At 43.2% G+C, this 25,198-nt stretch carries 27 protein-coding genes; all 27 read right to left on the reverse strand.

Annotation, left to right across the window (positions count from 1 at the left end; translation table 11 throughout):
- Positions 1–2: 2 nt before the first annotated feature.
- Positions 3–674, reverse strand: a complete 672-nt coding sequence (locus KP625_RS08600) for a CDP-alcohol phosphatidyltransferase family protein (protein WP_238297281.1) — start codon at positions 672–674, stop codon at positions 3–5.
- The gene (locus tag KP625_RS08605) at positions 674–1,405 is read right to left on the reverse strand and encodes an IspD/TarI family cytidylyltransferase (RefSeq protein WP_238297282.1); all 732 of its coding nucleotides are present in this window, start codon (positions 1,403–1,405) and stop codon (positions 674–676) included. The genes KP625_RS08600 and KP625_RS08605 overlap by 1 nt, the downstream gene beginning before the upstream one ends.
- Entirely contained in the window at positions 1,406–2,977 is a 1,572-nt protein-coding gene (locus KP625_RS08610) for an NTP transferase domain-containing protein (protein ID WP_238297283.1), read from the reverse strand. It lies immediately after the preceding gene.
- A 17-nt stretch (positions 2,978–2,994) separates the two neighbouring features.
- Positions 2,995–4,038 (reverse strand): UDP-2,4-diacetamido-2,4,6-trideoxy-beta-L-altropyranose hydrolase, encoded by a 1,044-nt coding sequence (gene pseG / locus KP625_RS08615; protein ID WP_238297284.1) that lies wholly within the window; start codon positions 4,036–4,038, stop codon positions 2,995–2,997.
- 4 nt (positions 4,039–4,042) lie between these two features.
- Positions 4,043–4,741, reverse strand: coding sequence for a pseudaminic acid cytidylyltransferase (gene pseF, locus KP625_RS08620; protein ID WP_216507782.1), 699 nt, complete (start codon positions 4,739–4,741; stop codon positions 4,043–4,045).
- 12 nt (positions 4,742–4,753) lie between these two features.
- Positions 4,754–5,479 (reverse strand): WbqC family protein, encoded by a 726-nt coding sequence (locus KP625_RS08625; protein ID WP_238297285.1) that lies wholly within the window; start codon positions 5,477–5,479, stop codon positions 4,754–4,756.
- Positions 5,480–5,491: 12 nt separating this feature from the next.
- Positions 5,492–6,178, reverse strand: coding sequence for a class I SAM-dependent methyltransferase (locus KP625_RS08630; protein ID WP_238297286.1), 687 nt, complete (start codon positions 6,176–6,178; stop codon positions 5,492–5,494).
- Positions 6,168–7,217: a DegT/DnrJ/EryC1/StrS family aminotransferase gene (locus tag KP625_RS08635; protein ID WP_238297287.1), complete on the reverse strand. Its 1,050-nt coding sequence runs from the start codon at positions 7,215–7,217 to the stop codon at positions 6,168–6,170. The genes KP625_RS08630 and KP625_RS08635 overlap by 11 nt, the downstream gene beginning before the upstream one ends.
- Before the next feature lie 3 nt (positions 7,218–7,220).
- The gene (pseI, locus tag KP625_RS08640; protein ID WP_370641346.1) at positions 7,221–8,267 is read right to left on the reverse strand and encodes a pseudaminic acid synthase; all 1,047 of its coding nucleotides are present in this window, start codon (positions 8,265–8,267) and stop codon (positions 7,221–7,223) included.
- 3 nt (positions 8,268–8,270) lie between these two features.
- Positions 8,271–9,260 carry a UDP-N-acetylglucosamine 4,6-dehydratase (inverting) gene (gene pseB / locus KP625_RS08645; protein ID WP_238297290.1) on the reverse strand — a complete coding sequence of 330 codons (990 nt, stop codon included), beginning with the start codon at positions 9,258–9,260 and terminating at the stop codon, positions 8,271–8,273.
- Positions 9,261–9,278: 18 nt separating this feature from the next.
- On the reverse strand, positions 9,279–10,973 hold the full coding sequence (locus KP625_RS08650) for a motility associated factor glycosyltransferase family protein (protein WP_238297292.1): 1,695 nt from the start codon (positions 10,971–10,973) through the stop codon (positions 9,279–9,281).
- Between the two features lie 11 nt (positions 10,974–10,984).
- Positions 10,985–12,838, reverse strand: a complete 1,854-nt coding sequence (locus tag KP625_RS08655) for a motility associated factor glycosyltransferase family protein (protein ID WP_238297294.1) — start codon at positions 12,836–12,838, stop codon at positions 10,985–10,987.
- Positions 12,839–12,844: 6 nt separating this feature from the next.
- Positions 12,845–13,120: a hypothetical protein gene (locus tag KP625_RS08660; RefSeq protein WP_238297296.1), complete on the reverse strand. Its 276-nt coding sequence runs from the start codon at positions 13,118–13,120 to the stop codon at positions 12,845–12,847.
- A 79-nt stretch (positions 13,121–13,199) separates the two neighbouring features.
- Positions 13,200–14,018 carry a flagellin N-terminal helical domain-containing protein gene (locus tag KP625_RS08665; protein WP_216507773.1) on the reverse strand — a complete coding sequence of 273 codons (819 nt, stop codon included), beginning with the start codon at positions 14,016–14,018 and terminating at the stop codon, positions 13,200–13,202.
- Positions 14,019–14,210: 192 nt separating this feature from the next.
- Positions 14,211–14,693: a flagellar export chaperone FlgN gene (gene flgN / locus KP625_RS08670; protein ID WP_238297298.1), complete on the reverse strand. Its 483-nt coding sequence runs from the start codon at positions 14,691–14,693 to the stop codon at positions 14,211–14,213.
- A gap of 9 nt (positions 14,694–14,702) precedes the next feature.
- Positions 14,703–15,095, reverse strand: coding sequence for a flagellar export chaperone FliS (gene fliS, locus KP625_RS08675; protein WP_238297300.1), 393 nt, complete (start codon positions 15,093–15,095; stop codon positions 14,703–14,705).
- A 94-nt stretch (positions 15,096–15,189) separates the two neighbouring features.
- Positions 15,190–17,091 (reverse strand): flagellar filament capping protein FliD, encoded by a 1,902-nt coding sequence (fliD, locus tag KP625_RS08680; RefSeq protein WP_238297302.1) that lies wholly within the window; start codon positions 17,089–17,091, stop codon positions 15,190–15,192.
- A gap of 12 nt (positions 17,092–17,103) precedes the next feature.
- Entirely contained in the window at positions 17,104–17,562 is a 459-nt protein-coding gene (locus KP625_RS08685; protein ID WP_238297304.1) for a flagellar protein FlaG, read from the reverse strand.
- A gap of 115 nt (positions 17,563–17,677) precedes the next feature.
- Positions 17,678–17,893 carry a carbon storage regulator CsrA gene (gene csrA / locus KP625_RS08690; protein ID WP_021984862.1) on the reverse strand — a complete coding sequence of 72 codons (216 nt, stop codon included), beginning with the start codon at positions 17,891–17,893 and terminating at the stop codon, positions 17,678–17,680.
- Between the two features lies 1 nt (position 17,894).
- Positions 17,895–18,359 (reverse strand): flagellar assembly protein FliW, encoded by a 465-nt coding sequence (gene fliW / locus KP625_RS08695; protein ID WP_238297306.1) that lies wholly within the window; start codon positions 18,357–18,359, stop codon positions 17,895–17,897.
- Positions 18,360–18,389: 30 nt separating this feature from the next.
- The gene (locus tag KP625_RS08700; RefSeq protein WP_238297308.1) at positions 18,390–19,919 is read right to left on the reverse strand and encodes a flagellin N-terminal helical domain-containing protein; all 1,530 of its coding nucleotides are present in this window, start codon (positions 19,917–19,919) and stop codon (positions 18,390–18,392) included.
- A 30-nt stretch (positions 19,920–19,949) separates the two neighbouring features.
- On the reverse strand, positions 19,950–21,818 hold the full coding sequence (flgK, locus tag KP625_RS08705; protein WP_238297310.1) for a flagellar hook-associated protein FlgK: 1,869 nt from the start codon (positions 21,816–21,818) through the stop codon (positions 19,950–19,952).
- 42 nt (positions 21,819–21,860) lie between these two features.
- Positions 21,861–23,678, reverse strand: a complete 1,818-nt coding sequence (gene flgK, locus KP625_RS08710; protein WP_238297311.1) for a flagellar hook-associated protein FlgK — start codon at positions 23,676–23,678, stop codon at positions 21,861–21,863.
- Between the two features lie 21 nt (positions 23,679–23,699).
- Positions 23,700–24,227 carry a flagellar protein FlgN gene (locus KP625_RS08715; RefSeq protein ID WP_238297312.1) on the reverse strand — a complete coding sequence of 176 codons (528 nt, stop codon included), beginning with the start codon at positions 24,225–24,227 and terminating at the stop codon, positions 23,700–23,702.
- Between the two features lie 13 nt (positions 24,228–24,240).
- The gene (gene flgM, locus KP625_RS08720) at positions 24,241–24,528 is read right to left on the reverse strand and encodes a flagellar biosynthesis anti-sigma factor FlgM (protein WP_238297314.1); all 288 of its coding nucleotides are present in this window, start codon (positions 24,526–24,528) and stop codon (positions 24,241–24,243) included.
- Entirely contained in the window at positions 24,525–24,722 is a 198-nt protein-coding gene (locus KP625_RS08725) for a hypothetical protein (protein ID WP_238297316.1), read from the reverse strand. The genes flgM and KP625_RS08725 overlap by 4 nt, the downstream gene beginning before the upstream one ends.
- Positions 24,723–24,728: 6 nt before the next feature.
- Positions 24,729–25,124 carry a flagellar protein gene (locus KP625_RS08730; RefSeq protein ID WP_238297318.1) on the reverse strand — a complete coding sequence of 132 codons (396 nt, stop codon included), beginning with the start codon at positions 25,122–25,124 and terminating at the stop codon, positions 24,729–24,731.
- Positions 25,125–25,198 lie beyond the last annotated feature (74 nt).

A 25,198-nucleotide genomic window follows, 5' to 3' on the forward strand; every position in this document is an offset into this window, starting at 1 on the left:
TGTTACCTCGCATTTCTATTAACCCACAGCAACTCATACAGTCTATATATCAAATCTATCCCCCACAAAATAGGACAAATAATAAAGATTCCTTTACGTATTGGAAGTAACAAAAGGATCGATGTAATCAGCGTTTCCATAATCGCATCCATTCCGAAAATAATCCCTCTATCGAAGAAAAACTGCTTTACTTTCGTATGTTTAAAATTCTCTATTCTCCGCAATCTCGGAACAATGAAAAATGTGGCTATAATTCCATATATCTGCTGTACTCCTATAAATACTACTATCCATCCCCAGTGAACCTTCATCCCCATTCCAACAAATGCATATCCTACGGTATAAAAAATTGTATCCGCAAGAATATCCAATTTCCTTCCAAGTTCAGATTTCATATTCTTATTTCTGGCAAGATTTCCGTCCACAATATCCAAGCAAGCATAAATCTGAATCAGGATAGCAAGAAGATAATATATCCGGAAATAGGCAACTACACATATAACCGGCAACACAACCAACATATTGAACAACGTAACCATATTAGGAGTAATCGGAGAATCAACCAGTCGAATAATCAACGGCTTCTGAAGTTTCACCAATGTCTGTTCCCACCAATAATTATCTTTTCGTTTCATTATAAACTCAGATTTATTTACTTTCTTTTTCTTCTGCATTATACATTTTCTCCTGTCAGGTCATCCTGCTGCCGCTTCCATACATATCCCTCAAACAAATCCAAATCCTCTTTGGTTGTTATTTTAATATTCGTCTGATTACTATACGATTGATATATCGGCAGATGAAGTGCTCCCATTAAGCTAGTTGTATGCGGGTCGGTTTTCTTCAACAAATCTTTTTTTTCTGCCTGTTCATATATATCCAGAAGGTATTCGAAGCGAAAGCTCTGTGGGCATGCAATCTGGATAAACTTATCCCGATCCACCCAATTTTCACTGATTCCAGCTCCGTCATTCGTCGCCATTAACTGATAACACGGTGTACATGCAGCCGCCATCCCATGCTGTCTACAAATACGAAGATTATCGGATACAATCTCCCCGCTTGTAAACGGAGCAGCACCATATTGAATCATTACAATATCCTCCAAGGATATCCGCTCTTTCAAAAAATGCATACCATTCATCACGGATGTCTGAAAACTGTCGCCACCATCTACAATCCACTGCACCTTCGACAGATTGTATTTGTCAATCTGCTCTGCGAGATATTCCCGCCAGTCCGGATGACAGACAATCTCAATTGCATCTACCGCTGCATGCGTTTGAAATATTTCAATTGTATAAACGAGAACCGGTTTCCCGAGAATCTCCACAAACTGCTTCGGGCGATCTGCGCCCAGGCGCGTTCCGGATCCGCCAGCCAGAATCATTGCTATATTCATCATTTATTCCTCGTATTCCTTCAATGCCTGCTTTGTATACCGGCGGCAGCTTCTGTATGCCGGCAGGAAGAAAAAGCCATCATCATCGTTAACTGCCCCTTTGTACAGTCCCCAGCAAAACCAGTAGAACGAGCACAGCGCAATACAAGCGATATAATGCCTATGTTCTTCCTTTGTCAAGGATCTACCGACATACTCCTCCAGATATTGCTCCACCTCTGCATCCGTATAATCCCCCCGACAAAGAATACACGCTATATCATTTGCCACATCATTGATACCTGCGTACTCCCAATCAATCAAATACAGTTGTTTATCCTGCGTAAATAGATAATTCGGACTATATACGTCATTGTGACATACTGCATATCTTGCAAGTCCATCGTTCTGCACATATTGATGCAGTTTTTTGTTGTTCGTTACAAAATCCGAAAATTCTTCAAATAGATTTCCTTTTGATACCGTTGCAAACTGCATCAATTTTATGGCTTCTTCATACGTATCGAATCGCTTCATCCCGTCTATATCTACAACCTTATGTAGCTTATCCAGATATTGCATAGCTTTCTGTCGGACATCTGCATCCCTTAAATCACACTCTATAAGTTGTTCCACATAATATGATAATTTCCAGCCACTGACATCCATATAGATAAATGACGCATCCAGCTCTAACTCATAGGCCTTCTTTTGTGCCAAAAGTTCAGACTTCCGATCGACCAGATTTACCGCTGTTCCTCCTGGATGACGGTATACATATGTTTTTCCGCCTACGCTAAATTTAAATGATACATTTGTCAATCCCTTTTGTATGACCTCAATATTTAATATGTCATGTGGGTTGCAGTGTAACACGGATACAATATTTCGAATAATGGAGGAATCAATATTATCTAAGAAATCCTGATCAAACTGCCGCAGATCATCCACACTTTCAAATTCCTGCAATATTTCCTCCGGGTATATTTTTGCATACAAGGTAAGACTATCCCTGTGTCTGCCATAAAACTCTTCCCAGAACATATTCCCTACACCGAAATCATCAATCTCCTTCTCCATAAGCTGTACATACTTTTGAGAATATGATTCTGAGAAATATGCAGGTCCCACCATCGCATAGGAATCAGATCCTCCGACAGAAAAACAAGTTATCGCCGATACATCTGAAATAGAAACTGCAAATTCATCGAACTTCCCATGCTTCCACACACAGGCTCTATAAGACTTATCATCATCGTTCAGAAAAGGATTTTCCAGAAAATAATGATCTGCACAGCAAATATATGTATTCCCCAGATATGCTCTCGCCACATAAAGAGAATATAGATTTCCCTTTGTTGCAAACGAATTATTGACAACTAAAATAACACCATACTTTTCTTCCAAATAGAAAAAGCGTTCCTTCATAAATCCAACAACAACTACGATTTGCTGAACTCCAGCCGCCCGCAGCTGTTCTATCTGCCGATCAATCAATACTTCTCCGCGAACCTTAAATAACCCCTTTGGCTTTTCATACGTAAAAGGAGCGAAACGATTTGATTTTCCTGCAGCTAATATAATTGCATTTTTCATATCATTCCTCCTTTGGCTCATTCTCTATCTAACATCGCCGCAACGATTCTCTTCGCGCCATTCGCATCTGAAAACCCGCGCATTTTCTCTTTCATGTCCTGCCGCCTCACTTGATCCAATATCGTCAATGGGAATTGCTTTTCAAACTGTATCAAAGATTCTTCTTTCTCTGTCGCAAAATTCCCACAATACAACATCATCTGATCTTTCGAAAAACACTCTGCATCGTAAATCTGATCATCCGCAACAACAAAAAATATCGTAGGAACCAACATAGCACAACACTCATAAAGCACCGTGCTTGCAGCCGTTACACACAGATCACTCCGGCTCATCACCTCTGCCATATTAGATATATTTTCCATCACAGAAATATTTTCATGCATATCTGCAAACGCGGTAAGTTCATCCTTACTTGGATAATAGCTTCCGATCACAACATTCCAATTACATCTGGAAAACGTCGATTCTTCGTGTTGATATAGGTCTTGCAACACACCCAGAATCATATTGTACCGATCGCCTCCTCCGCACATCAGAAGGACTTCCATCCCTGCGCAATCACGCACTCGTTCCTGCTTTTCTGTCTCCCGAAACTGTTCACGTAATGGAACATATTTTTCTCCCAATAACAATTTGCAATTGGAATCTCTATATCTCTCTGCATAATCAAACTGCCGGTAAAACGCATTATAATTGATCAGAATGTCTGCATCTTTTTTCTCAGAAAATAAATCATCAAACACTACGATTTTGAATATCGACTTCATCCGCTTCAGATATTCGTTCGTAATATAATATGAATCGACAAGTAAAATATCCTGCTTGCCTGCACGTTTACATAGTTCGAAAAACTCTCGGTCTATATCCGGAGATTTCCAATCATCCTGCATAACTAAGGCAGGATATGCTCTCTGCCTGATAAGTGGTAACGATGCTTCGTCTGAAACCACAAAGCAAACGTCTCTATTTTCCCGTTTTAATTCTTCGGCGATTGTCAGACAGCGCATCACATGTCCGGTTGCAATCTCATGATTCGCATCAGTACGAATATAAATCATGTTATTATACCTCGCTATGTACCAATCGGTATTTCATCTCTGCCATCTTCCAGTCATCCAACGTGTCTATATCCTGCACACACATTTCCGGAAGTATGATTGGTTTAAAATCATCTTCAATGATACCATTATGCGCAAACAGCTTTTCCACATGATAAATATAAAACTGTCCTGCATCATGATATTGCTTCTCCAAATCCTGCGAGCGGGTCTTTACATATTCCGGATATTTAAACCTTGCATACCCATTTTCATCAATGACAAAACAACGCTGTGGAGGATATGAAAATTGCACAACCGGTATTACGACTGCAGGATTTTCCTGCACCATAATTTTCACTGCTTCCTTCAGGATTGAACTGGTTATAAACGGTGTTGTCGGGTATAAGCAGCATACATATGCATACGCTTTTCCCCGCTCCTTATACTGATTTACAACCTCCATAATCACATCTTCCGTCGTTGCATAATCGTCCGCATTTTTCTCACTGCGCATGAATGGCACAACGGCACCATAGTCTCGTGCGATCTTTGCAATTTCTTCGCTGTCCGTAGATACCATAACCTCATCAAATATGTTGCTTGCAATCGCTGCCTGAATCGCATATGCTATGATCGGTTTCCCGCAAAACTCTTTTATATTTTTCTTCGGGATTCTTTTACTTCCCCCACGAGCAGTTATGACTGCCACTGTATTTTTCATATGAGCACCTGCCTATAGATCTTTATTTATCTCACTAAACTGGTAATTCGAATCTTTCATCAGTATCTCTTTTGTTTTTTCTGTTCCACAGTTCATAAGCATATCCAGAATTGTAAGTCCATCCTCAAATCCCGGAAACTGCTGCTTGTATGGTTCTCCCACATAATTAATATACCGATGATTTAATCCCTGCGTTGTAAAGCAGGATATATCCACATATGCAGAACTCCCGAGATTGGATAGATAGGTATCGCATCTGGTCTTCCTGCACATATCTACCAGCATATCCGTCTTTTTCCCTTCAAACTCATAATCCCGGTCATATAAAATTTCCGTCTGAACATCCAGCAGTCGAAACAAATATTCCATAATATAGATATCAATGTCCATTAACCGATCCCAATTTCTGGAATACAGATCCTCCAGAAAATCTTTATATTCTTTCCAATATGGCGATTTTCCATATAGAAGAGAAATCGTTTTATAATTTTTTTCTTTCCAATCTTCCGTATTGTTGAGCATGACATCACAGATATTCTGCTCCATCTTTCCCTTTGTGATTGTAGGAATCTGTATATATGTCCAACCTTCTTTGGTTCGGACGCGATTTCGCTTCTGCCAGCTCTTCTTCTCAAACTGAACTTTTGTTACAAACATAAACTTGTCTGATTTCATTATCTTGCCGATCAGGCCGGGATATGGCCAGTAATTCGGCTGATGTCCGGAAAGCACCATCATTCCATCTCTCCTTTACTTCTCTGCTGTCAATATATAATTACAGTCACAGAATTTCTGATTATCATGCGTCTCTTTGATATAATCAATTTCCAAATGTTCAAACTTATCGAACAATCCACGCAGTTCCTGTTCATCGAAGAAATGCATCAACATACCATTTTCACTATGTGCACATTTATTATCATCTTCCTCATGCACAATAATCGTATGTGGTTCTCCTTCCAATGCCCATTCCGTTTTATATCGATAGTCCTCTATAGAACGCACAACCAGGAACAACTTCCCGCCTTTTTTTAAGACACGCCGCATCTCTGTTACAGCCTGTCCTATCGATTTCCAATCCAGATAATACAAACTTCCATAACATACAATCCCATCAAAAAACTCATCTTCATATGGCAGCTCCGTCAAAGTTCCAACCTGCACATTCTCCGCATACTGCTCCATTCCCTGTGCAATCAGCATCTCCTTCGTATAACGAATCCCTTCATCCGAGAAATCGAGTCCATACGGAATAATATTCTCTTTTCCCATAAAAAATATATGTCTTCCTGCACCACATCCAAGATCCAGCACTTTCGTCTTTCCATCACGGACAAAATTGCGGAAGACAAACTGTACAACCGTCTCTGATGGATACTTGGGTCTGTATCGGTTATTCTGATGCATTGTCGTCCATTGCTTTCTGCTATCCTGCATATTCTTCCTCCATAATCCGGTTGATCGAGGCAATGTCCTCCCGAATCTTTTTTACTCCATGCGAGGCATCCACCCACAAGTTCACAACCCGCTTCTCCAATTCATCCGAATTCTTTAAATGCTCACCTTTATAGATTCCCGCCAGAGACACATACCAGCTGCTGATATCAATATCTCTTTCCCGCGTGCGTTTCAAAAGTTCATCACGATTTCCCTTATACAAAAACGTATACCGCCAGCAGAAAAGATCATCTTTCTTCGCCTGAATCACATATGGTTTCTGCAGCTCATTTTCATAGATAAGTGCCTTTTGTCGTCGATTCTCAACCGTCTCCTCCATCACTTTCAATTCTTTAATAATAGCCGGATTATCCTGCAGATCATATATAAAATACTGTCGGCTATCAAGCTGCAATTCTCTCAGTCGTTTGTTGTGTTCTTCCCAGGTCAATCCTGCTTTCGTAATAGCGTAATACCGTTCTCGATATTCATCAAATAATGTATCCGGCAGACTTTGTTTATCTTCTAATTTCATACGCCCCCCGGCTATCTTTTCCGCCAGATGTGCATCCGCTGTCAAAATCACGCCTCCACCAAGCGGTGTATCACATACCTTCGTATGTCCAAAACTCATCACTGACAAATCTGCTGATTCACTCACATAAAAAGATTGTGCTGCATCTTCAAACAACACTGCTTGATATTCCCTGCACAAATCCCGGACTTTCTCTTCATCATATCGATGTCCATAAATATGTGTAGGCACCACAATTCCATACTGTCCTGTCCGAAGCAATCGCTCTAATTCATCTGTATCAATAGTATAATCTTTCAGATTGATATCGCAAAAATCGACCTCGTATCCCGCAAAAATAGCAGCATTTACCGGGTTCGTACACGAAATCCCCGGGAACAAAACTTTCTTCGCTTGAAGCTCCAATGCCTGAAATGCCAGATACATCGCGGTTGTTCCATTTCCCGTAAAAACTGCATAGGGTCTATGAAATTTCTCACTGATTGCCTGCTCCAGTTCCGTCATATCCTACTCCACATATTTCCAATCCATCGGTGTCCCTTTTTCAATATCGCATCGCGCGTGTTTTCCCAGAATTTCATCCCAATGCTTTGTATGCATGCCAATCCCCGGGCGAATCGACCGGACATTTTCCGGAGTGAATACTTCCCCTTGCTTGATATCCTTCACGACAAACAGGGATCGGGAATATATCCGGCTGTCTATCTGCGCATCATTCAGTGCATATGTTACAGTCCCTAACGCTTTCTCCACGTTTCGAATCTGCTGTACCATGCTCTTAAATTCCTGTGGTTCCATGGAAAACTGTGAATCCTCTCCGCCATCTGCTCTGCATAAGGTAAAATGCTTCTCAATTACTTTCGCTCCCAGCGCAACTGCGGCAACTGCAATTTCGGTTCCCATCGAATGATCTGACAGACCGCATATGCAGTCAAATGTATCCTTCATATTCGGAATTACATTCAAGTTCATATTCTCGTAAGGTGCCGGATAAGAAGATATGCATTTTAACAGAATCACCTGATCATTTCCCTCTTCCAAACATGTCCGAACCGCAAGATCAATATCCTCCAGATACGCAATTCCTGTGGACATAATAATCGGTTTCCCGGTCTTTGCAATCTTTCTTATAAATGGAATATCATTAATCTCAAAGGATGCCACCTTATACGCCGGTACATGCAGATTTTCCAAGAAATCAACCGCTGTCAAATCAAACGGAGAAGAAAAGAAATCAATCCCGCACGCATGCGCATAGGTCTGCAGCTCCTCCTGCCATTCCCACGGTGTATATGCCTTTCCGTACAATTCATATAATGTCCGTCCTTCCCAGATTCCTTTTGTTCGAAAGGCTGGTTTATCACTCTCGATCGTAATTGTATCTGGTGTATATGTCTGAATCTTGATTGCATCTGCACCAGCCTGCGCCGCTGCCTTTATAATTGCCTTCGCGCGTTCAAAATCCATATTATGATTTGCTGACATCTCCGCTACAATATAGGTTGGATGCCCCTGTCCGATGTAATTTTTACCGATCTGCATTGATTTTTTCACTTTTTATCCCTTCATCTTCTTCAGCCGTTCTTTCAATGCCTCTACATCCAGCCATTCGGTATTTTTGCCCGAACTATATTCAAATCCCTGTTCTACTTTCGTTCCTGTTACATTTCCACGATCTTTCCACCAATCGAAATGCGGATAAATGATATAGTGCTTATCATACTCATATGTCGTCATGGAATCTTCCCTTGTTACCATAACCTCATGCAGTTTTTCGCCTTCCCGGATTCCAACCTCCGGCATCTCACAGCCCGGCAGCATCGCCTGTGCCAGATCCGTAATCTTGAAGGATGGGATCTTCGATATGAAAGTCTCACCACCTCTTGCCTCAGACAAAGCCTTAATAACAAGCTCTACACCCTGCTCCAGATCGATCCAGAACCGTGTCATACGATAATCTGTGATCGGAAGTGCACGTTCTCCCTTATCAATCAGGTTCTGGAAGAACGGAATTACCGAGCCTCTGCTGCCTGCTACGTTTCCGTAACGCACAACCGAGAAATTCAAATCCCGATTTCCCACATATGCATTTGCTGCGATAAATAACTTATCGGATACCAGCTTTGTTCCTCCATACAGATTGATTGGATTGACCGCCTTGTCTGTAGAGAGTGCCACCACCCGCTTCACGGATGGAGAATCCAATACCGCATCCACGATATTCATAGCTCCATTGATATTCGTCTTAACCGCCTCAATCGGGTTATATTCACACGCCGGCACCTGCTTCATCGCCGCTGCATGAATCACGTAATCCACGTCATTTAACGCACGCGTAAACCGCGCCTTATCCCGCACATCTCCGATAAAGAATCGAAGCACATCCTTATGCTCCTTATATTTGTTCGCCATGATGAACTGCTTGTATTCATCGCGGGAATATATGATAATTTTATTTGGCTTATAATGCTCCAACACATAATCGACAAAATGATTGCCAAAAGATCCGGTTCCTCCGGTAATCAAGATATTTTTTCCATTCAGCATATCTATATTTCCTCCCATTTAGTTATTCTGCAAATAATCTTTCAATGTTATGATTTCCAGCCCTTTGATAATCGAACCACCCTCGGTTGCGTCAAATACAGGGACGGAAGCTTTGGAAACCCGTTTCTCAATCCACTGCCGATACATATCGAACAAATGTGAGGATGCAACCTGCATGTGTTTTATATTATCCACATCTACAAGCTCATATCCATCGACCAGTTTCATATCAGTCGTATCAATGTTTTCTACCCCTGTCGTTCCAGCCGCATGTCTTCGGCTTTCCGTATACGCCAGATCCAATCCTATATAGGCAACCGATTTACAACCCAATCGCAGACAGACATCAAGTGCCGTCGTGGATACCGAACCGCCAGTCTCATAGGTATTGCATCGTTTGACGCGTGCAGCATCCTCCGACAACGGATAGTCCTTTTGATAGATGATATATTTTTCTCCGGCATATTCCGTCGCCACACACTTGCTGGCTGTAGACAAGACCAGAAGCGGTATTTTTCTATCAAAATCCCGGCAAAACTGATCTCGAATCGTCGGCTGTGCATCGGATACGATCACGTAATCGACACCTATACCATATTGCATCAGCTTATGGAAAACGGTTCCCGCGCTGATTATCAATATATCCGACGGTTTTTGCTTTAACGCATCTATATTTTGATCAAGGGATGGTCCCGCCGCTACAATCACCGCTCGCTTCCCTTGAAATTGTTCTTGCAATTCATCTACATTATGTATACAACGCAATTCGTTTTCACGAAAATTCGACACCATCAGATTATGCTGATTTCGAATCCCGCTATCGCGGATAAACATATATTCCATCCGTTCGCGAATATTTTTCTGTCCGATATGGCGTAAAGACGGGTAATGAACCACAACAACCGGATTCGTCTCTAAGTTTTTTGCAAATTCCTTCCATTCCGGATCGTACATTATCTCAATATGCGAATTCGTTAATATCTTATTTTGTAGTCTGCTTCGCAGGAAATAATAGATTACTTTGATATCCTGTTCAAAAACCCGGATTGTAATCGATTCATCCATATCCAAAAGGGCTTCCACGTGATATCCAAGTCCCAGACCATATACCACGTATTCCCTTTTTTCCGGTGTATAGTACCAATCTGCAAATAGCCGTGCCTCATAATATGGATCAACATTACTATGAAAATAATACACGCCCCTCGCATCCTTCGCAGCAAGCGTCTTAGCTCCCGTATTTGTCTGCTCCGTCCAGATCTCTCGTCCCAGCGCATCGGACTGCCGTTTGCAGACCTCTTGAATCCGGACAGCCGTATCTACCAGATTCGTATCTTTATTTATCCATGCAATATTCTTCACCCAGATTTCAGATTCATCATCAAACACAGCCAATTGATCCCGCAAGTTATTCTGAATCATATCCAGATCGGTCAGGAGCTGCATCTCTATAATATCTGCAAGCAATATATAATCCTCGTTTTCCTGTGCCTGCATCACCGCCTGTAGTGTCTGCACAAGCGACAACTGCATATTCTCTCCCAGAATATCAGGATCCTGAATCGCACAGCTGACAAACTGTTCCAGATCTGTTCGAATGTTTTTCAGATATTGCATCCCTGTATAATAGTTCTGGCATCTTAATACATCCACCACACACCGGCACCGGTATTGCAACCGCTGATTTAATTGATACAGTTGACCTTTGTCCATATAGACTTCTCCTACTTCAGATCATACATCCTCTTCCATCGTGCAATCGCCTGATCGACCATAACCAGTGCCTTGGAAATTCCTTCGGCGATACTCTGGTAATACTTCGAAGACTTTTCATACATCCGGATAGCCTCCTGAATATGGTCATCCTCGACAACGTAAAACGCATCCTCAAACTCATAATAGCCCATCGGTTCACATTTCAATACATAAACGCTTTCATCAAACTCCGCATACTGGGCATCTACGTCCTCAAGAATTGCATTCACTGCCTTTAGCTTCTGTATATCATATTGCTTATGTTCCAGCAAGCTGCGTCCCTGCTCGCAGGCATCAATCCCACGTTCCAAAGATTCCTTCATACTGGATAAATGTTCTTTCATCTCGTACAGTTTCTGCAGTGGCAGTTCCTTTTGCGATCCTACAAACAGGCGGCGATTATCATTTACCAAACCATCAATATCATACGCTTTCGTGCAATATGTATCGATTGCCTCCTGCAGCGTCATGATCTCTGTATTCTCTATAAGTGCACCGCCTTCGGTTGCATCTATAAATCTCACATCAAAACGTCCGGCAACCTTCGCTATCTCCCGAATATAAATATTGAAATCTGCAGTCGTATAACCATCATTTCCATATATATCTTTTACTTTTACTACTCTGTATGGCAGGTCTGACATGTCCTTTATCTCGCCTTCACCGGCATGGAATTTATTGTCCGTCAGCATCAGATCCTGTCCTACCATGATAATTGTCTGAAATCCCCATTCAACCAGATTCGCCATCGCATCGATTGCAACCGTTCCTCCCGCATAGATCTGTCGGATCTCGCTGCCCACTTCTTTAAACAGCTTACCCCACACCGGTGTATCTGCCGAATAAAAGATAAGCTTTTCCGGCTGCAGGAACTCCAAAACCTCCGTATTCATAGCCATTTCCGCTAAGAAAGGAACCTTTGCCAATCCTGCAACCTCAAAATGTCGAACTGGTTTATGATTATCAATGGATATTACCATATCCGGAATGATTCCATGACGCATCACCGTCTTTACCGCTGTATCAACGGCAATAATCAAAGCATGTCCCTTTGCTTTTTTTAACAGCTCCACATTTTTTTCCAGAGAAGGTCCTGCCGCAACGACAATTCCCGGCAGTTCCTTCGGAAACTTTCCTATGTATTCCGCACTGCTATAGCACCCCGGCAGGTAACATAGATTTTGAATCCCATTATATGCTGCCTGTTCTCCATAGACGCGTATCGTATTTTTCTCAACCTCGATATCTTCGTATCTATTTTTTAAGATTTCCAGAAACTGATTACATGGTTCCGAAAATAACTGTCGATATTTGGGCAGGGAAATATGCTTGTTGGTCTTCTGGTTTTCCGAATAAATATATATATCCGCATAGATTCCAGCCATCTCATCATTTATCTCATTCACCACGATATGGACTCTCTTATCTTCTAATATATCTGTTATGTCAATATCATGCAGGACGCGCATGAATATATCCCTGCTCGGTTCAAATACGATACAATTCGTGTCATCCCTCGTTGATTTTGACATAAATTCTCGAATATGTGCACCATTTCCAAATCCCATCAACACCAGCGTCGCTTTTTCCGGCAAATCAACGCTGTCTTCCATATATTTTTCTGCTTCTCTCGTCGGATTATAACGAGAGCTCAGATATTCCTTCGAACCATCATCCGAAATATATATAAGCACCGGTTCCCCATTTTTTGCATATTCCATCTGCGCCCGTTCTTCATCCCAAGTAAAATCCGGTTCGCTTATTTTCTCATATATATCGTAGTGCGCGGACTCTAATTGCCTTAAATTCTGTTCATATATCATAATCACTTAATCCTCAAGAGACTGCAATAGTTCAAGCAGTTCATACGTTATTACATCCGCAAGCAATATACCATCCCGGGCTTCCATCGCCTGTAGGATTGGTGTCAGCGCATCCTGTACCAATTTCACTTTAACCGCTTCATCCTGTATTAAGTCACAGATTATCGTCAGATCCGGAATGATCGTTCCCATATCTGCGATTCCCTTCACTGTATTACCCTGATATAAGGTATCTGCAATTTCTGTCAATTTGTCACATGTTTCCCCGATTCTCTGGTCCATAGTTATCCCTCTCTTTTATCTTATAACAAAATAAGCTGACCCGCAAGCGAGCCAGCTATATCTTGTCAATAATTTGCAATTACTGAAGTAATGAAAGTACACCCTGTGTAGACTGATTTGCCTGAGCCAACATAGACTGAGCTGCCTGCTGAAGAATGTTATTCTTCGTGTAGTTTGTCATCTCAGTAGCCATATCTGTATCACGGATCTGTGACTCTGCAGATGTCAGGTTCTCTGAGTAGTTCTCAAGGTTGTTGATCGTGTAGTTAAGTCTGTTCTGCTTAGCTCCAAGCTCTGAACGAGCTGCTGATACAGTCTTGATTGCTGATGAAATCTGTGACATTGCATGTGATGCCAACGCATGTGAAGATACACTAACATCTCCTTTGCTCAATTTTAAGGCCGTTGTGTTCATGGTCTTAATTGCAATTTCCATGTTTTCTTTTGCATTTGCACCAACCTGAAGGAACTTGCTCTTGAAATCACCTGTCAAAAGCTTTGTGCCGTTGAATGCTGCCTTAGAAGAGATAGAATCGATCTCATTTCTAAGCTCAGTCATCTCATCTGCGATTGCTTTACGATCTTCTGTAGCGTTAACATCGTTGGCTGCCTTTGTAGCAAGCTCACCCATACGCTGAAGGATGCTGTGGATCTCGTTCATATTACCTTCTGCTGTCTGGATCAGAGATACACCATCCTCAGAGTTCTTAACAGCCTGGTTAATACCTCTAATCTGATTTCTCATCTTCTCACTGATGGAAAGACCTGCTGCATCATCAGCGGCTCTGTTAACCTGATATCCGGAAGACAACTTCTCAGTTGACTTAGATACCGCCTTAACATTCTGACCTAACATTCTGTTTGTGTTTGCTGCCTGCAAATTGTGCTGTACTACCATAATAATTCCTCCTTGAATTTATTCCCGCGTCCTTGCGAGAAGTACTGGGGCTTGTGCCCCGTGAATAGTATGTATGTTAGAACCCACTCGGGTAATAACCTTGTTTATTGGAACTTGTTTTGTTCTTTACACCTTATATATCGGTCCCGGATAGATATCCTTAACCCCTTTTTTCAATTTTTTTAATTATTTTTATTTCTTTTTATCATAGAGCAAAGAGTCATTTACCATGCCGTTTGCCATCGACTTATAGTACTTATTTGCAACAGTTTTGGACTGCTTCATCTGACGCACGCCTTGGAATTTCGTAGCGAATACTTGTTCCATCGCCGCACGGTTTCGTTCCTCCACTGCTTCGATCTGCATCCCCAGATCCACGCAGGTGCGGATCAACTCCTGTATCGCCTTCAGATCTGTCCGGTAGGAACCCGGATCTGCCTGTATCTCCGTCCGCACACGGTCGTAGACTGCGGAGAAACCCTTGTCGATCTCGTTGATATTGTCAATCAAGATATCCTTCTTATCAACGATTTCAGAGAATCGGGCATCGTCAAACTTCTCTGCTGCCGCAATCATCGACTGTTCATTTGTAAGCTGCAACAGCTCTGTCAGATATCTCTGCTTTCGCTCCAATGATTCACGCAGAATCTTCACATAGGTTCCGGTCTGTTCCATATCCGCCTCCTAGCTGAGTGATAACTGAGGACCTTTGGCCTTCTTCATAACCTCTTTCCACACATCACGCATCCCACGAAGCTCCTCGAGTGCGCGATTCAGAAGCTCCATGTCCTTCTTCATATTCGCCTCTACAAGAAGTGCGAATATATAATCATACATCCGCTTGAAGTCCTCTGCGACAGGATACTTCATATTCAATGTGGATGTGAGTTCCACTATGATATTCCGACACTTCTGGATATTCGCATTCGTTTTCTCATAGTCCTTCTTCTCGAGCGCCACGATTGCGATGTTGCAAAACTTCACCGCGCCTTCATAGAGCATCAAGGTAAGCTCTGCCGGTGTCGCTGTCTCAATTCGGTTATTTCCATATGCTTTTGCCGCTGTATTATATGCCATTTCATACCCCTCCAATAGCTGTTATACCACACACGTTTTCCGTGCTGTTATAACAGGTAATTCTTATCTGATGCTGTATCTATATTCTGATACATCAACCGCCGAACAGGGATGTCAGATACGACTGCTGGCTCTGCAGCTTCGCCATTGCAGACTCCATCTTGGAGAATTGGTTATAATACTTGTCCTCTAAATCCTGTAGCTTCTCTTCCCATTTGTCGATTTCGTCTTCGTAATCGTCAATCTCGCTGTCCATCGTTTTATCATTGTAGAAGGTCTGTGTACTACGCACACCTTCAATACGTGTCATGGATTTTCTGAGATAATCATACAACTGCGTACCGACACCCTTGTTCTCAGATGTTCCACCAATGATCTGGCTTACCAGATCATCATTTCCTTCCAATGCTGCCCGCAGTTTATTCTCCTGGGAAGCATATTCCTCGTCATCTTCATCACCCAAGATATGAAGCTTACCATTTTCAGAATAATCACCGGTTACAATGCCGATGGATGCCAGTGTCATAGTTCTTGTACTACCATCTGCCAATGTCACTGTTACACCTTTGTTCAATGTAGAACGCATATTGGTAAGAAGTGTCTGCAACGTATCATCACGGCGGAGCAGACCCTGCTTCGCCTTTTCTTCCCACTTCTCGATCTGTGTATCGGACAGCTTACTCTTCTCATCATCCGTCAGAGCATCGTATCCGGCATCCTTCTCGTTGTAGTATTTATTCATCTCATCGATCAGCTCATTGTAAGCCTTCACGAACTTCTTTACGTTGTCATACGCAGCATCCGTATCGGCTGCCACTTCAATATTGACCGCCGTATCTGTCTTTGCCTTTGCTGTGATCGTCATGCCATTGATTGTCATCGTATTGCTGTCGCTGGTATATTTTACATTGTTATAATAGATGATCGCATCCCGTGCATCCACCTTGGTTGCCTCGCTGCCAAGTCCAAGGATATCGAGTGCATTGCTGTCGCTCGATGTCACATTGAAATCATTCGCTGCACCGGTCTTGGATGCATTGATATAGAATCTGCCCTGTGCTGCATCGAAGCTGGCAGAGACACCCATCTTGGAAAGTGCTGTCGTAAAATCATCAATGGTCGACTTATCATCCACCACGAAATCCTGTCCATTTACAGAGAATGTCGTTCCAACCTTGATACCCAGATCGGCAAGCTTCGTTGAAGTTGAGATATCTGCACTTGTAAAGTCCTGCTTTACCTTTGCTGTGAAGTCGACACTCTTTGTATTCCCACCATCTGCATCTTTATTATAGCTAATCACGCCAGACAATCCAAATGCATCTGCATTCACAAAAAATGTTGTTCCGACCAGGTCTCCACTATCGTTTGTCTTGGCTGTTGCATTTCCAAAAGTCAGCTTCCCATCCTTAATGCTTGCAGAAAGCCCCTTGAAATTCTCATTTGCAGCCAGCTTTTCGTTCAATTCAGAAAGTGAAGCAACGCCATTTTCACCTTCGCCACCAAGTACAAATTCGATCGTTTCCGTTCCTTCGGAGAACGAAATCGTCTGTCCTTTCAGATTCAGACTATTTCCATCCGCGTCTACCATATCCTCAAATTTTGTAGACAGTCCGGCATCATTATACGTGGTATACGTTTTCCCGTACTTCTTGATATTATCACCGGTCAGATAGGCTGACGATGCAGTCTGCTCGACAGATACCGAATGAGTACCGTTTGTCGCACCGGAACCTGCTTTGACGGATACCTTTGTCTCATCACTGACCGTTGCTTTCTTCGTCTTATAGTTGCTGACCGTCTTAAATGCAGAAAGCTGCGTCTTGTAGAAGTTGTAGATCTTCGTATTTAATCCGCTCCAGATCTCCTTCTTCCACTCGGCATCCTGCTTTTTCTGCTTGATCTTATTTACTTTTTCAGAATTGGCACTAACCAACTCTTTAACCATGCTCTCTGTATCCATACCGGATATGAGGCCTGTCATTCTCATTGCCATAATGGATACCTCCTATCTTCTCTCATCTACCAGAAGACCTGCCATCTCCCATGCCTTTGCCAGCATGTCGAGCGTTTTCTCCGGCGGAATCTCTCGGATTACTTCGTCTGTATCGCTGTCTGTAACCGTGATGGAAATACGGTTTGTATCCTCATGGTACTTAAAGCTTAACTGCGTGTGGTGCAATGGACTTGCCTGCTTTACGGTCTTGTTCAGATCATCAACCGCTGCCTTGATCTTGTCCGGTGCAACCTCTTTATCGGTCTGTACCGCGCCGCGATCCTGACCATTCTGCTGGCTGTTATTGTTGCTGTTCGCCTTGCCGCCGACCGGTGGTAAGCTTGCTACCTGCACCTGTTGATTTGCAGTGCTTCCTGTATTCACGTCAACGGTCTCAGCCTGTGGACGCGTCACACGTGTCTGTGAACTTACATTTAAGGCTCCTACGCCTCCGATTCCATCCATTCCCATAATTTATACGCCTCCTTGCGTGTACTTGTATGCCTTCCATCCATGAACGGCACACACCTATAGCAACATTTTCCTAATAGTTGTATCGTCAACTAATTACTCATACTTTACCACTTTATAAGAGTTTTTTCAAACTTTCTACATCAAGGTTTGCCACGGCTTCGCGGTTTTCCTCCTGAATCTGTGCGTAAATTTCCTTTCGATAGACAGGTACGCTCTTCGGTGCAGAAATACCGATCTTTACCTGATCGCCCTTTGCCTCGAGCACAGTGATCTCAATGTTATTGCCTATCACGATGGATTCGCCTTGTTTTCTGGATAGTGCTAACATATTACTCACCTGCCTTTTCTTTCATTTTCTGGATTGCCTCATAGGCATTAAATTTTACTTTGTAATCTTCATTTTCCACAATCACCTGGATGGCTTTTCTGCCCTCCGTGTTGATGATAATCGGTGCTTTCAGATTGGCTGTCATTTTCGTCAGATCCGAAGGAATCGACAGCGTCACAAACATCAGAATATCCGCATCTGCCGGATCGCCAATGTTCTTCATCAGTTCATCCTCCACGATTGGACCATAATCGTCGATCAATTCCGATGGATGAATGATTGGAAGCGCCAGTGCCGGCTCCTCCATCGACTGTAACCAACTGATCTTCGAACGTACCTCCCGCTCGCTATCAAATATAATTGCAAATTTCTTCAAATTCTCAAAGCCGATCAATCCCATTGGAAATTCAATGATCTTATCCTCTGCGATATCGACCGTGCCAAATAATCTCGTTTCTGCTACCATGTTTTATCCCTCATTTCTAAAATACCTTTTCTACAGATAATCAATCAACGACGCTCTGACCAGATTGCTTGTAGCCGCGAGCGCTGCCTCGTATACAACATTAGCTTCCTTGAAATTCAGTGCCGCTTCCTCACTGGACACATCCTCATTTTCGGACTTTAATTCCTTGAATGTACTGTACTGCTCTGTCACACGCGTCTTAATCATATCTAGCTTCGTCATACGGCTTCCGACATCAGACTGGATTGCAGATACCTGATCCATATATCCCTGGAAGTTCGTAATATTCTTCGCAAACGTCTTCTGCATCGTCTCTTTTTTTATAGCGATCTCAACATTGATATCATCCAGCATTGCATTGATCTGCTTGACTGCATCATCGTTAGACGCATACTGGTTATCAGAAAGCATATTTTTGAGTTTTGTCTGCATCTTCTCTGCTGCATCCAGTTCCTGTAACGTATAGATCAGATCATTGATATTATTGCTCATATCATCATTGATAATATTTTTGCCTTCCGTATTGACCTGAATACTCTGGCTGAAATTCACTTCGTAATAAATCGACTGTGTCCGGTCATATGTATCATAATCTACAGTCTTGATACTGCCATCTGACTGTTCGGTGTACTGTGTACAGTCAAAATAATGTTCCGGCCGAAGATCGCCTGCTTCAAATTTATTTTTCGCATAGTCAACCACGATATCATCCGCCTGCTTGAGTGTATTATACACATTCTCACCAAAGATGATCTCTCCGGTCTCTTCAATGATGTTGATATCGTTTGGTCCAACCTTGTAATAAGTGTCCGCATCTGCAGTTGTCTTCACTGTCTGAGTAAATCCACTCAGATCGATCGCGTTGCCATTTGCATCCAATGCTTTCAGCGAAAGCGCTGCATTGCCCTGACTGTCCGTATCAGAAATGCCTTCATATGCCAGATTCAGACGATATACCTGTTGCTTATCCGGCTTCACATACGCACTTGTCCCTGCCAGAATCCCATCCACATCTTCACTATTCACACCATTTAACACGACTGTCTTCATATCGAGATCATCTGCATTCAGATGCTGTGTGATCTTATAAGAATATTTCTTGATGTCCTCTGTCTCGTTGAATGCCAAGGAACGATCCGTCTTATAGCCAGAGAAGATATACCGACCTGCATAAGTTGAATTTCCCTCGCTGTTGATCATATCCTGCATCTCTTTTAATACATCGATGATCGCACTTCGATCGGAGGTATTAAACGAATCCGTCGAGCCCTGTGTACAGTAGCTCTGGATATCTTCAAGCCGCGAAGTGATGTTATCGAGAGAAGTTGTCGTGATCTTCAACCATGACTCCGCATCACCGATGTTCTTATCCTTGTACTGCTCCAACTGTGTTACCATCGTACGAAGCTTCAGCGCACGTACGGCAACAACCGGATCTTCGGATGCCTTTGTAATTTTCTTTCCTGTCTCCATCTGCGTTGTGCGGTTGTCCACATTTGCCATCGTCTTCTGCATGTTCCGCAGAGAGTTATTGGAGATCATCTGATTCGTAATTCTCATATGCTGCTGCCTCCTTCAAGGTTAAGGCTTTTATACCCCAGTTTCATTAATTAACTTATCATACACTTCATTTAATACAGATATTACTCGGGATGCCAGCCGGTACAGTTCCTGGAACTTCGTCAGGTTCGAACCTTCCTCGTTCTTATCGACTCCGGAAATGGATGCTCTCTGGTTATCGATCGTATATCGGATATCATCCTGATTTGCCGCAAATACTTCATTCTTCTTTGTATCAACCGCCATGTTCGTCGTGATTGCCTGCAGGAAATGTGAAACATTACCCTGCTGGAACATGGAAGAATCCGTCAGTCCAGCCATCATCTTTTCCAGAATGCCTCTTGCCTCTATGTCGCCCTGATCAATATCTTCCTTGTAAGATACAACGATCTTCTTCGGGTCAGTCTTCCACTGCTGGTTCAGTTCCCAGTTCAGTCCGTTCAGACGATAATAGCTGTCGTCGCTGGAAGAGATCGTTCCGGTTCCCTGCATGCTGCCCTTCAATACAAAATCATGTCCATCCGGTGCCTGCGCAGTAAATGCATCGAGTCCCGGATTTCCATCTGCATCGGCACCCGCGCTTGTCAGATCGTTCATGTACTTGGAGAACACACGAACCAGCTCGTTTAACTTTGCCTGATAATACGGAATACCTTTTGTCATATTTTTGACGCCAATCTGTGCCTGACGTCCATCAATGCCTGCCGGGAATACTGCGGTTACTTCCGCATTCTTCTCGTTGATCATCGTCATATTTTTAAATGTAAAGTTGTTCAGCTTTCCGTCCGCATCGTACTCGGCGGTCCAGCCATCATACAGGTAGTCTCTGCCATTTAAAGTGATCGTTCCTTCGGTTGGAATGTTCAGATCCTTCATAGCAATGCTCTCTGCAAGCGATACGGTCACTTCCGGTGGATTGTCAGATACGGCAGTTGTTGTACCCGAGAACACCTCGCCGTTGTTGCCGTCGCGGATGTTAAACAGGCCTGCAATTCTTCCGGTTGTATTCGCGGTATTGAAGAATTCACCTGCCGTATCATCTGCGTTCTTCCAGTAGATATCAACCAGACCATCCTGATCGTTCTGATTTACCTTCTGCTCCCGTGGAACCACAGTCAGCTCATTGTAACCAAGCTCATCAACCAGTATTTCACCATTGATACGGATTGTCAGGGTTTTGGCATTTGCTTCGACCTGATCATTCCCCACACCATACATGATGCTTCGCTCGTCCACATCAACGTTTACATATTCAGATAATGTGTCAATACATACACCTCGCTTATCACGCAGGTCGTTTGCATTTCCACCCTTTAATTCGACTGTAATAATCTCCTGTGTCAGCTCGTAGATCTGCTTTGAGAGGGAGTTCACTTCACTGACTGCAAGCTCAACTTCATCATTGATCGTCTTCTGTGTCGACTGGAAGTTGCTCGCAAGCTCATTTACCATGTCTGTGAAAGAATCTGCGGTCAATGCAAAAGAGATTCTTGTTGTATAGTCTGCCGGTTTTGTCGAGAGATCCTGCATGGCATCGGACATCTCTGCCATCCATTTTGTATAGCCTGCTTCGGAAGTCATCTCGTTCATATACGTCTGTAACTGTTCGAGATTGGCATGCTGTGAATTGTACTGGCTGTACTTGGAATTCGCTGACCAGTATTTTGTGTCGTAATAAGCATTTCTCTGACGTTCTACGGCTGAGGCGGTAATACCGGTTCCCATCATACCGTACGTCTTGTTCAGTCGTAAGGCATCCGATGCGGAAGCCTGCACGTTCTGTCTGGAATATCCTTTTGTATCCGCATTGGATATATTGTGTGCGGTCGTATTAAGCGCCGTCTGGAAATATGTCAGTCCCGAAAGACCTGTATTGAGTCCTAAAAATGTAGATGGCATCGCTTCCACTCCTTCTTTGTCTATTGCGAATTAGCGTTTCATTTATGCACCCAGCTTCTCGATCAGATATGCGATCATCTCGGATACGGTGTTGATGTATCGGGAGGACGCATTGTAAGCATGCTGGAATTTGATCATGCTGGAAAGTTCTTCATCGGAGGATACACCAAGCAACTGCTGTCTCGTATTCTCGGCGTCGGACACTGCCTGCTGTCCGGTTTCCATCATGGATTTGTATGTGTAACCACGGTCTGACAGATCGTCCATCATACCGCTGTAATAATCTTTGTAATTGCACTGCACCAGAGAATTCGGGCTGACCGTTGCGAACTTGTCGTTCCACCGTGCCAGCAGCTCATCTGCAATCGTCTGTGCCTCCTCGCCCGATACACGAGAGAGTGGAAGCAGGGACGGATTCTGCAGCAGCTTCTCGTTTACCTTCAGATTTCCGATTGTATAGAGTGAATAGAAATCATCCGGATTCTCTTCGTTATATACCTTGAATGTCTGTGTCGTTCCATCTGCCAGTGTCAATGTCTGTTCTGTGTAACGATCTACGCTGTTTCGCACGAACAGTTCCGTACCCGGATACTCGTTGCCATTCCCCATACCGATACCAGCAGCGTCTTCGTCCAGCACCTTTACGGTGGAACCGTCTGCCAGTGTCACGGTTTTATTCGGACACAACGTATCGTTGATCTGTGTCACCATCGCATGGATCAGCACATCAAACTGTGCCTCCAAATTCGTGATCGTATATGGTTCTACGTAGGTATTAAAATATTCCAAGTCATCGACATAATCCTTGACGTCCTGCTCATATTGTGCCATTGCAGTCTGATAATCTGCAGGATCTGCAAAATCTTTCTCCAAAGGCTTTGTCGGTTTTGTTGGAACATCCGTGTAATTGCTGATGAAATAGCCTCGTGACATCATGAGACCATTCAGGGAACCGATATCGCTGTTACTGTCTGCGGTCGGCACCCGGTTTATATTAAACAAAGGATCGCCATCCTGCTCCCATACAGGCATCAGGAAGTCTGTCGAAGAACCTGTGAATCCATAATTCTGCTGATACTTCTCATTCTCGCACACTTTCTGTGTCGTCAGTGTGTAGGTTCTTCCAAGCGTAACCAGTGTATGTCCTTCCAGATACACCTCTACCGTGCCATCCTCGTTGTTCACGACCTCGGTATTCACAATAGATGAAAGCTTATCAAGTGCCTGGTTCCGCTTGTCCTTTAAGTCGTTTGCCTTTTCAATATTTCCTGCCTCAACCGCACGGATCTGCTGGTTGAGTTCATAAATGGTAGATGCAAGGTCATTCACTGTCTTGACCTGATCTTTGATCTCCGTGTTCAGATTCCGCTGATACTCGATCAGACTGGAACGAATCGTCTGGACACGATCTATCAGGGTGAGTGCATTTGAGATAAAGGAGCTTCGCGTTACGATACTGTTTGACTCCTTCTGCAGCTCCTGCATTGATGTCCACATGTCATTTAACGTCGTGTTAAAATCCTTACCCTCTAACTCACCAAAATAATTCTCTATCTCCGAAACGGTTTCATACTGCGCCTTGTAGTAGTTCATACGACCACTCTCTGTGCGGTAAGTTTCATCCGCAAACTGGTCGCGCACCTGTCGGATCTGTGCCGTCACAACACCCATGCCGACGGTGTTAATGTAATACGAATCCGTTGCGACTCTGTTATATGACTGGTCTGTCAGGAGTACCTGCTGACGGGTATAGCCCTCAGTCTGTGTATTTATTAAATTGTGTGCGGTTGCATTTAACGCATATTGACTTGTCTGAAGTCCTGTTACGCCAACGGACAACCGTCCCATCGTTCCTGCCATACGTCTACTCCCTTATTCCTGTTAATTCTGTACATCAAATCTGCCTGGTGCATCGGCACCACCTGCATATGCGGCATTTCCTTTGAACATATCTTTCGAATATTCTGCCGTCTCCGGCGCCCGATTCAGATTCTGCATCAGATTGATGTTATACTCGATCATTTCAAGTGCATCCTGAATCAGATTCTGATTGTGTCCATTTACTTCCCGGACTTTCCGTGCAAGCTTTGCCAGCTTCTCGTTGATCGCAAGCAGCGGATCATGGAATTCCGGCTGTCCTTCCAGAAATGTAACAACATCCATCACTTTGACATCATCTGGTCGTTTACCTAAGATATTCGCTACATTTGTCATTGTCTCACGCCGTCTGTGCTCCACGCTTGCGAGTGCATCTGCCAGACGCTGCTCCTTCTCGGTTGTCTCAGACAGACGATCAAGGTTGTTCGATACGATCGCGCCCGTCTTCTCCATAGACACCTGAAGAAGCTGCTCATACAAGGCATATTCATCATTTAATTCTGTAATCAGGTTTTCAATTATACTTGCCATGTCGCATCCTCATTTACATATTTGCTTTGCTGTAGCTGTCTAATAATTTCTGTGCAAAATCATCCACACTCACATCGTATGTGCCATTATCAATTCTTCTCTTCAAATCCTGAATCTTCGATTCTCTGACATCTGGTGTGTTACCAAGTGCAGTTTTCGCTGTCTGCATATCTTTTCCCATGCTTGAGAAAGATACCTGATCTAAAAAGCTTCCTGACGATGTTGTTCCTGCAGATTTGGTCTTCTTGGTTCCAGTATTTCCATAAATCTGACTGAGCATATTATAGGTTCCTATTCTCATATCGCTCCCTCCTTTTTCCTGTACTTCGTCAACAGCAGTTGCCTGCTATTGCGATTCTTCAATAAGATTATCGGAAGTTTTCCACGTATCATAACCCTTTTCATGTAAAAAAAGACATATGCACCTTCATTTGTGCATATGTCCCTAACATAAAATGTACTTTTTGAAAGATAAATTTCTTTTGCCTGTTCCACCTGATATTAATCCAGGAAACGCATCTTTCCGGCTGCGCTTTTCCGTACTGCCTGCTGTCGCTCCCGCTTATATGCATTGTTCATAGCATCTGCAAGTCCACCCGCACAGTCCTTACAGAATCTGCCACTATGGATCATCTTTCCGCAGCGCTCACACTCCAGCCCTACCAAAGAATCATCAGTAAAGGACAGACGTTCCTCACGTACCCAATACTTGATCTGCTTGATCGTGACATCGCATGCTTCTGCCACCTGATTGATGTTCTCACGTGGATTCTCCTCAATGTATTTCTTTACTTCCTGAAACTTCTCTTCCAGTTTCTCCTTACACGCAGGGCACAACTTCTCTCCTGCGATATAATTAAAAAGCTTTTTACAATTTCTACAGTTCATCAGTTCCATCTATCTATGCCGCCTTTCTTTTCATCTCATAATCCAGTGCATATGCAAATAACCTTCTGTCTCCAGCTCTCTGC

This window comes from Eubacterium sp. MSJ-33, assembly GCF_022174665.1.
In the GTDB taxonomy this organism is placed as follows: Bacteria; Bacillota; Clostridia; order Lachnospirales; family Lachnospiraceae; genus Coprococcus_C.

Coding starts and splice junctions, on each gene's coding strand:
- KP625_RS08655 (WP_238297294.1), bottom strand. CDS start 12,838: ATGATATATGAACAGAATTTAAGGCAATTAGAGTCCGCGCACTACGAT.
- pseG (WP_238297284.1), bottom strand. CDS start 4,038: ATGATTTATATTCGTACTGATGCGAATCATGAGATTGCAACCGGACAT.
- csrA (WP_021984862.1), bottom strand. CDS start 17,893: ATGTTAGCACTATCCAGAAAACAAGGCGAATCCATCGTGATAGGCAAT.
- KP625_RS08665 (WP_216507773.1), bottom strand. CDS start 14,018: ATGGTAGTACAGCACAATTTGCAGGCAGCAAACACAAACAGAATGTTA.
- pseB (WP_238297290.1), bottom strand. CDS start 9,260: ATGCTGAATGGAAAAAATATCTTGATTACCGGAGGAACCGGATCTTTT.
- KP625_RS08715 (WP_238297312.1), bottom strand. CDS start 24,227: ATGGCAAGTATAATTGAAAACCTGATTACAGAATTAAATGATGAATAT.
- flgK (WP_238297311.1), bottom strand. CDS start 23,678: ATGGCAGGAACGATGGGACGGTTGTCCGTTGGCGTAACAGGACTTCAG.
- KP625_RS08685 (WP_238297304.1), bottom strand. CDS start 17,562: ATGGGAATGGATGGAATCGGAGGCGTAGGAGCCTTAAATGTAAGTTCA.
- KP625_RS08625 (WP_238297285.1), bottom strand. CDS start 5,479: ATGATGGTGCTTTCCGGACATCAGCCGAATTACTGGCCATATCCCGGC.
- KP625_RS08730 (WP_238297318.1), bottom strand. CDS start 25,124: ATGGAACTGATGAACTGTAGAAATTGTAAAAAGCTTTTTAATTATATC.
- fliD (WP_238297302.1), bottom strand. CDS start 17,091: ATGGCAATGAGAATGACAGGCCTCATATCCGGTATGGATACAGAGAGC.
- KP625_RS08660 (WP_238297296.1), bottom strand. CDS start 13,120: ATGGACCAGAGAATCGGGGAAACATGTGACAAATTGACAGAAATTGCA.
- KP625_RS08635 (WP_238297287.1), bottom strand. CDS start 7,217: ATGACGGAACTGGAGCAGGCAATCAGTGAGAAATTTCATAGACCCTAT.
- KP625_RS08650 (WP_238297292.1), bottom strand. CDS start 10,973: ATGGACAAAGGTCAACTGTATCAATTAAATCAGCGGTTGCAATACCGG.
- KP625_RS08630 (WP_238297286.1), bottom strand. CDS start 6,178: ATGCAGGATAGCAGAAAGCAATGGACGACAATGCATCAGAATAACCGA.
- flgK (WP_238297310.1), bottom strand. CDS start 21,818: ATGCCATCTACATTTTTAGGACTCAATACAGGTCTTTCGGGACTGACA.
- pseF (WP_216507782.1), bottom strand. CDS start 4,741: ATGAAAAATACAGTGGCAGTCATAACTGCTCGTGGGGGAAGTAAAAGA.
- fliS (WP_238297300.1), bottom strand. CDS start 15,095: ATGGCATATAATACAGCGGCAAAAGCATATGGAAATAACCGAATTGAG.
- KP625_RS08610 (WP_238297283.1), bottom strand. CDS start 2,977: ATGAAAAATGCAATTATATTAGCTGCAGGAAAATCAAATCGTTTCGCT.
- KP625_RS08600 (WP_238297281.1), bottom strand. CDS start 674: ATGCAGAAGAAAAAGAAAGTAAATAAATCTGAGTTTATAATGAAACGA.
- flgN (WP_238297298.1), bottom strand. CDS start 14,693: ATGGAACAGACCGGAACCTATGTGAAGATTCTGCGTGAATCATTGGAG.
- KP625_RS08700 (WP_238297308.1), bottom strand. CDS start 19,919: ATGAGAATTACGAATCAGATGATCTCCAATAACTCTCTGCGGAACATG.
- KP625_RS08605 (WP_238297282.1), bottom strand. CDS start 1,405: ATGATGAATATAGCAATGATTCTGGCTGGCGGATCCGGAACGCGCCTG.
- fliW (WP_238297306.1), bottom strand. CDS start 18,359: ATGGTAGCAGAAACGAGATTATTTGGCACGGTCGATATCGCAGAGGAT.
- flgM (WP_238297314.1), bottom strand. CDS start 24,528: ATGAGAATAGGAACCTATAATATGCTCAGTCAGATTTATGGAAATACT.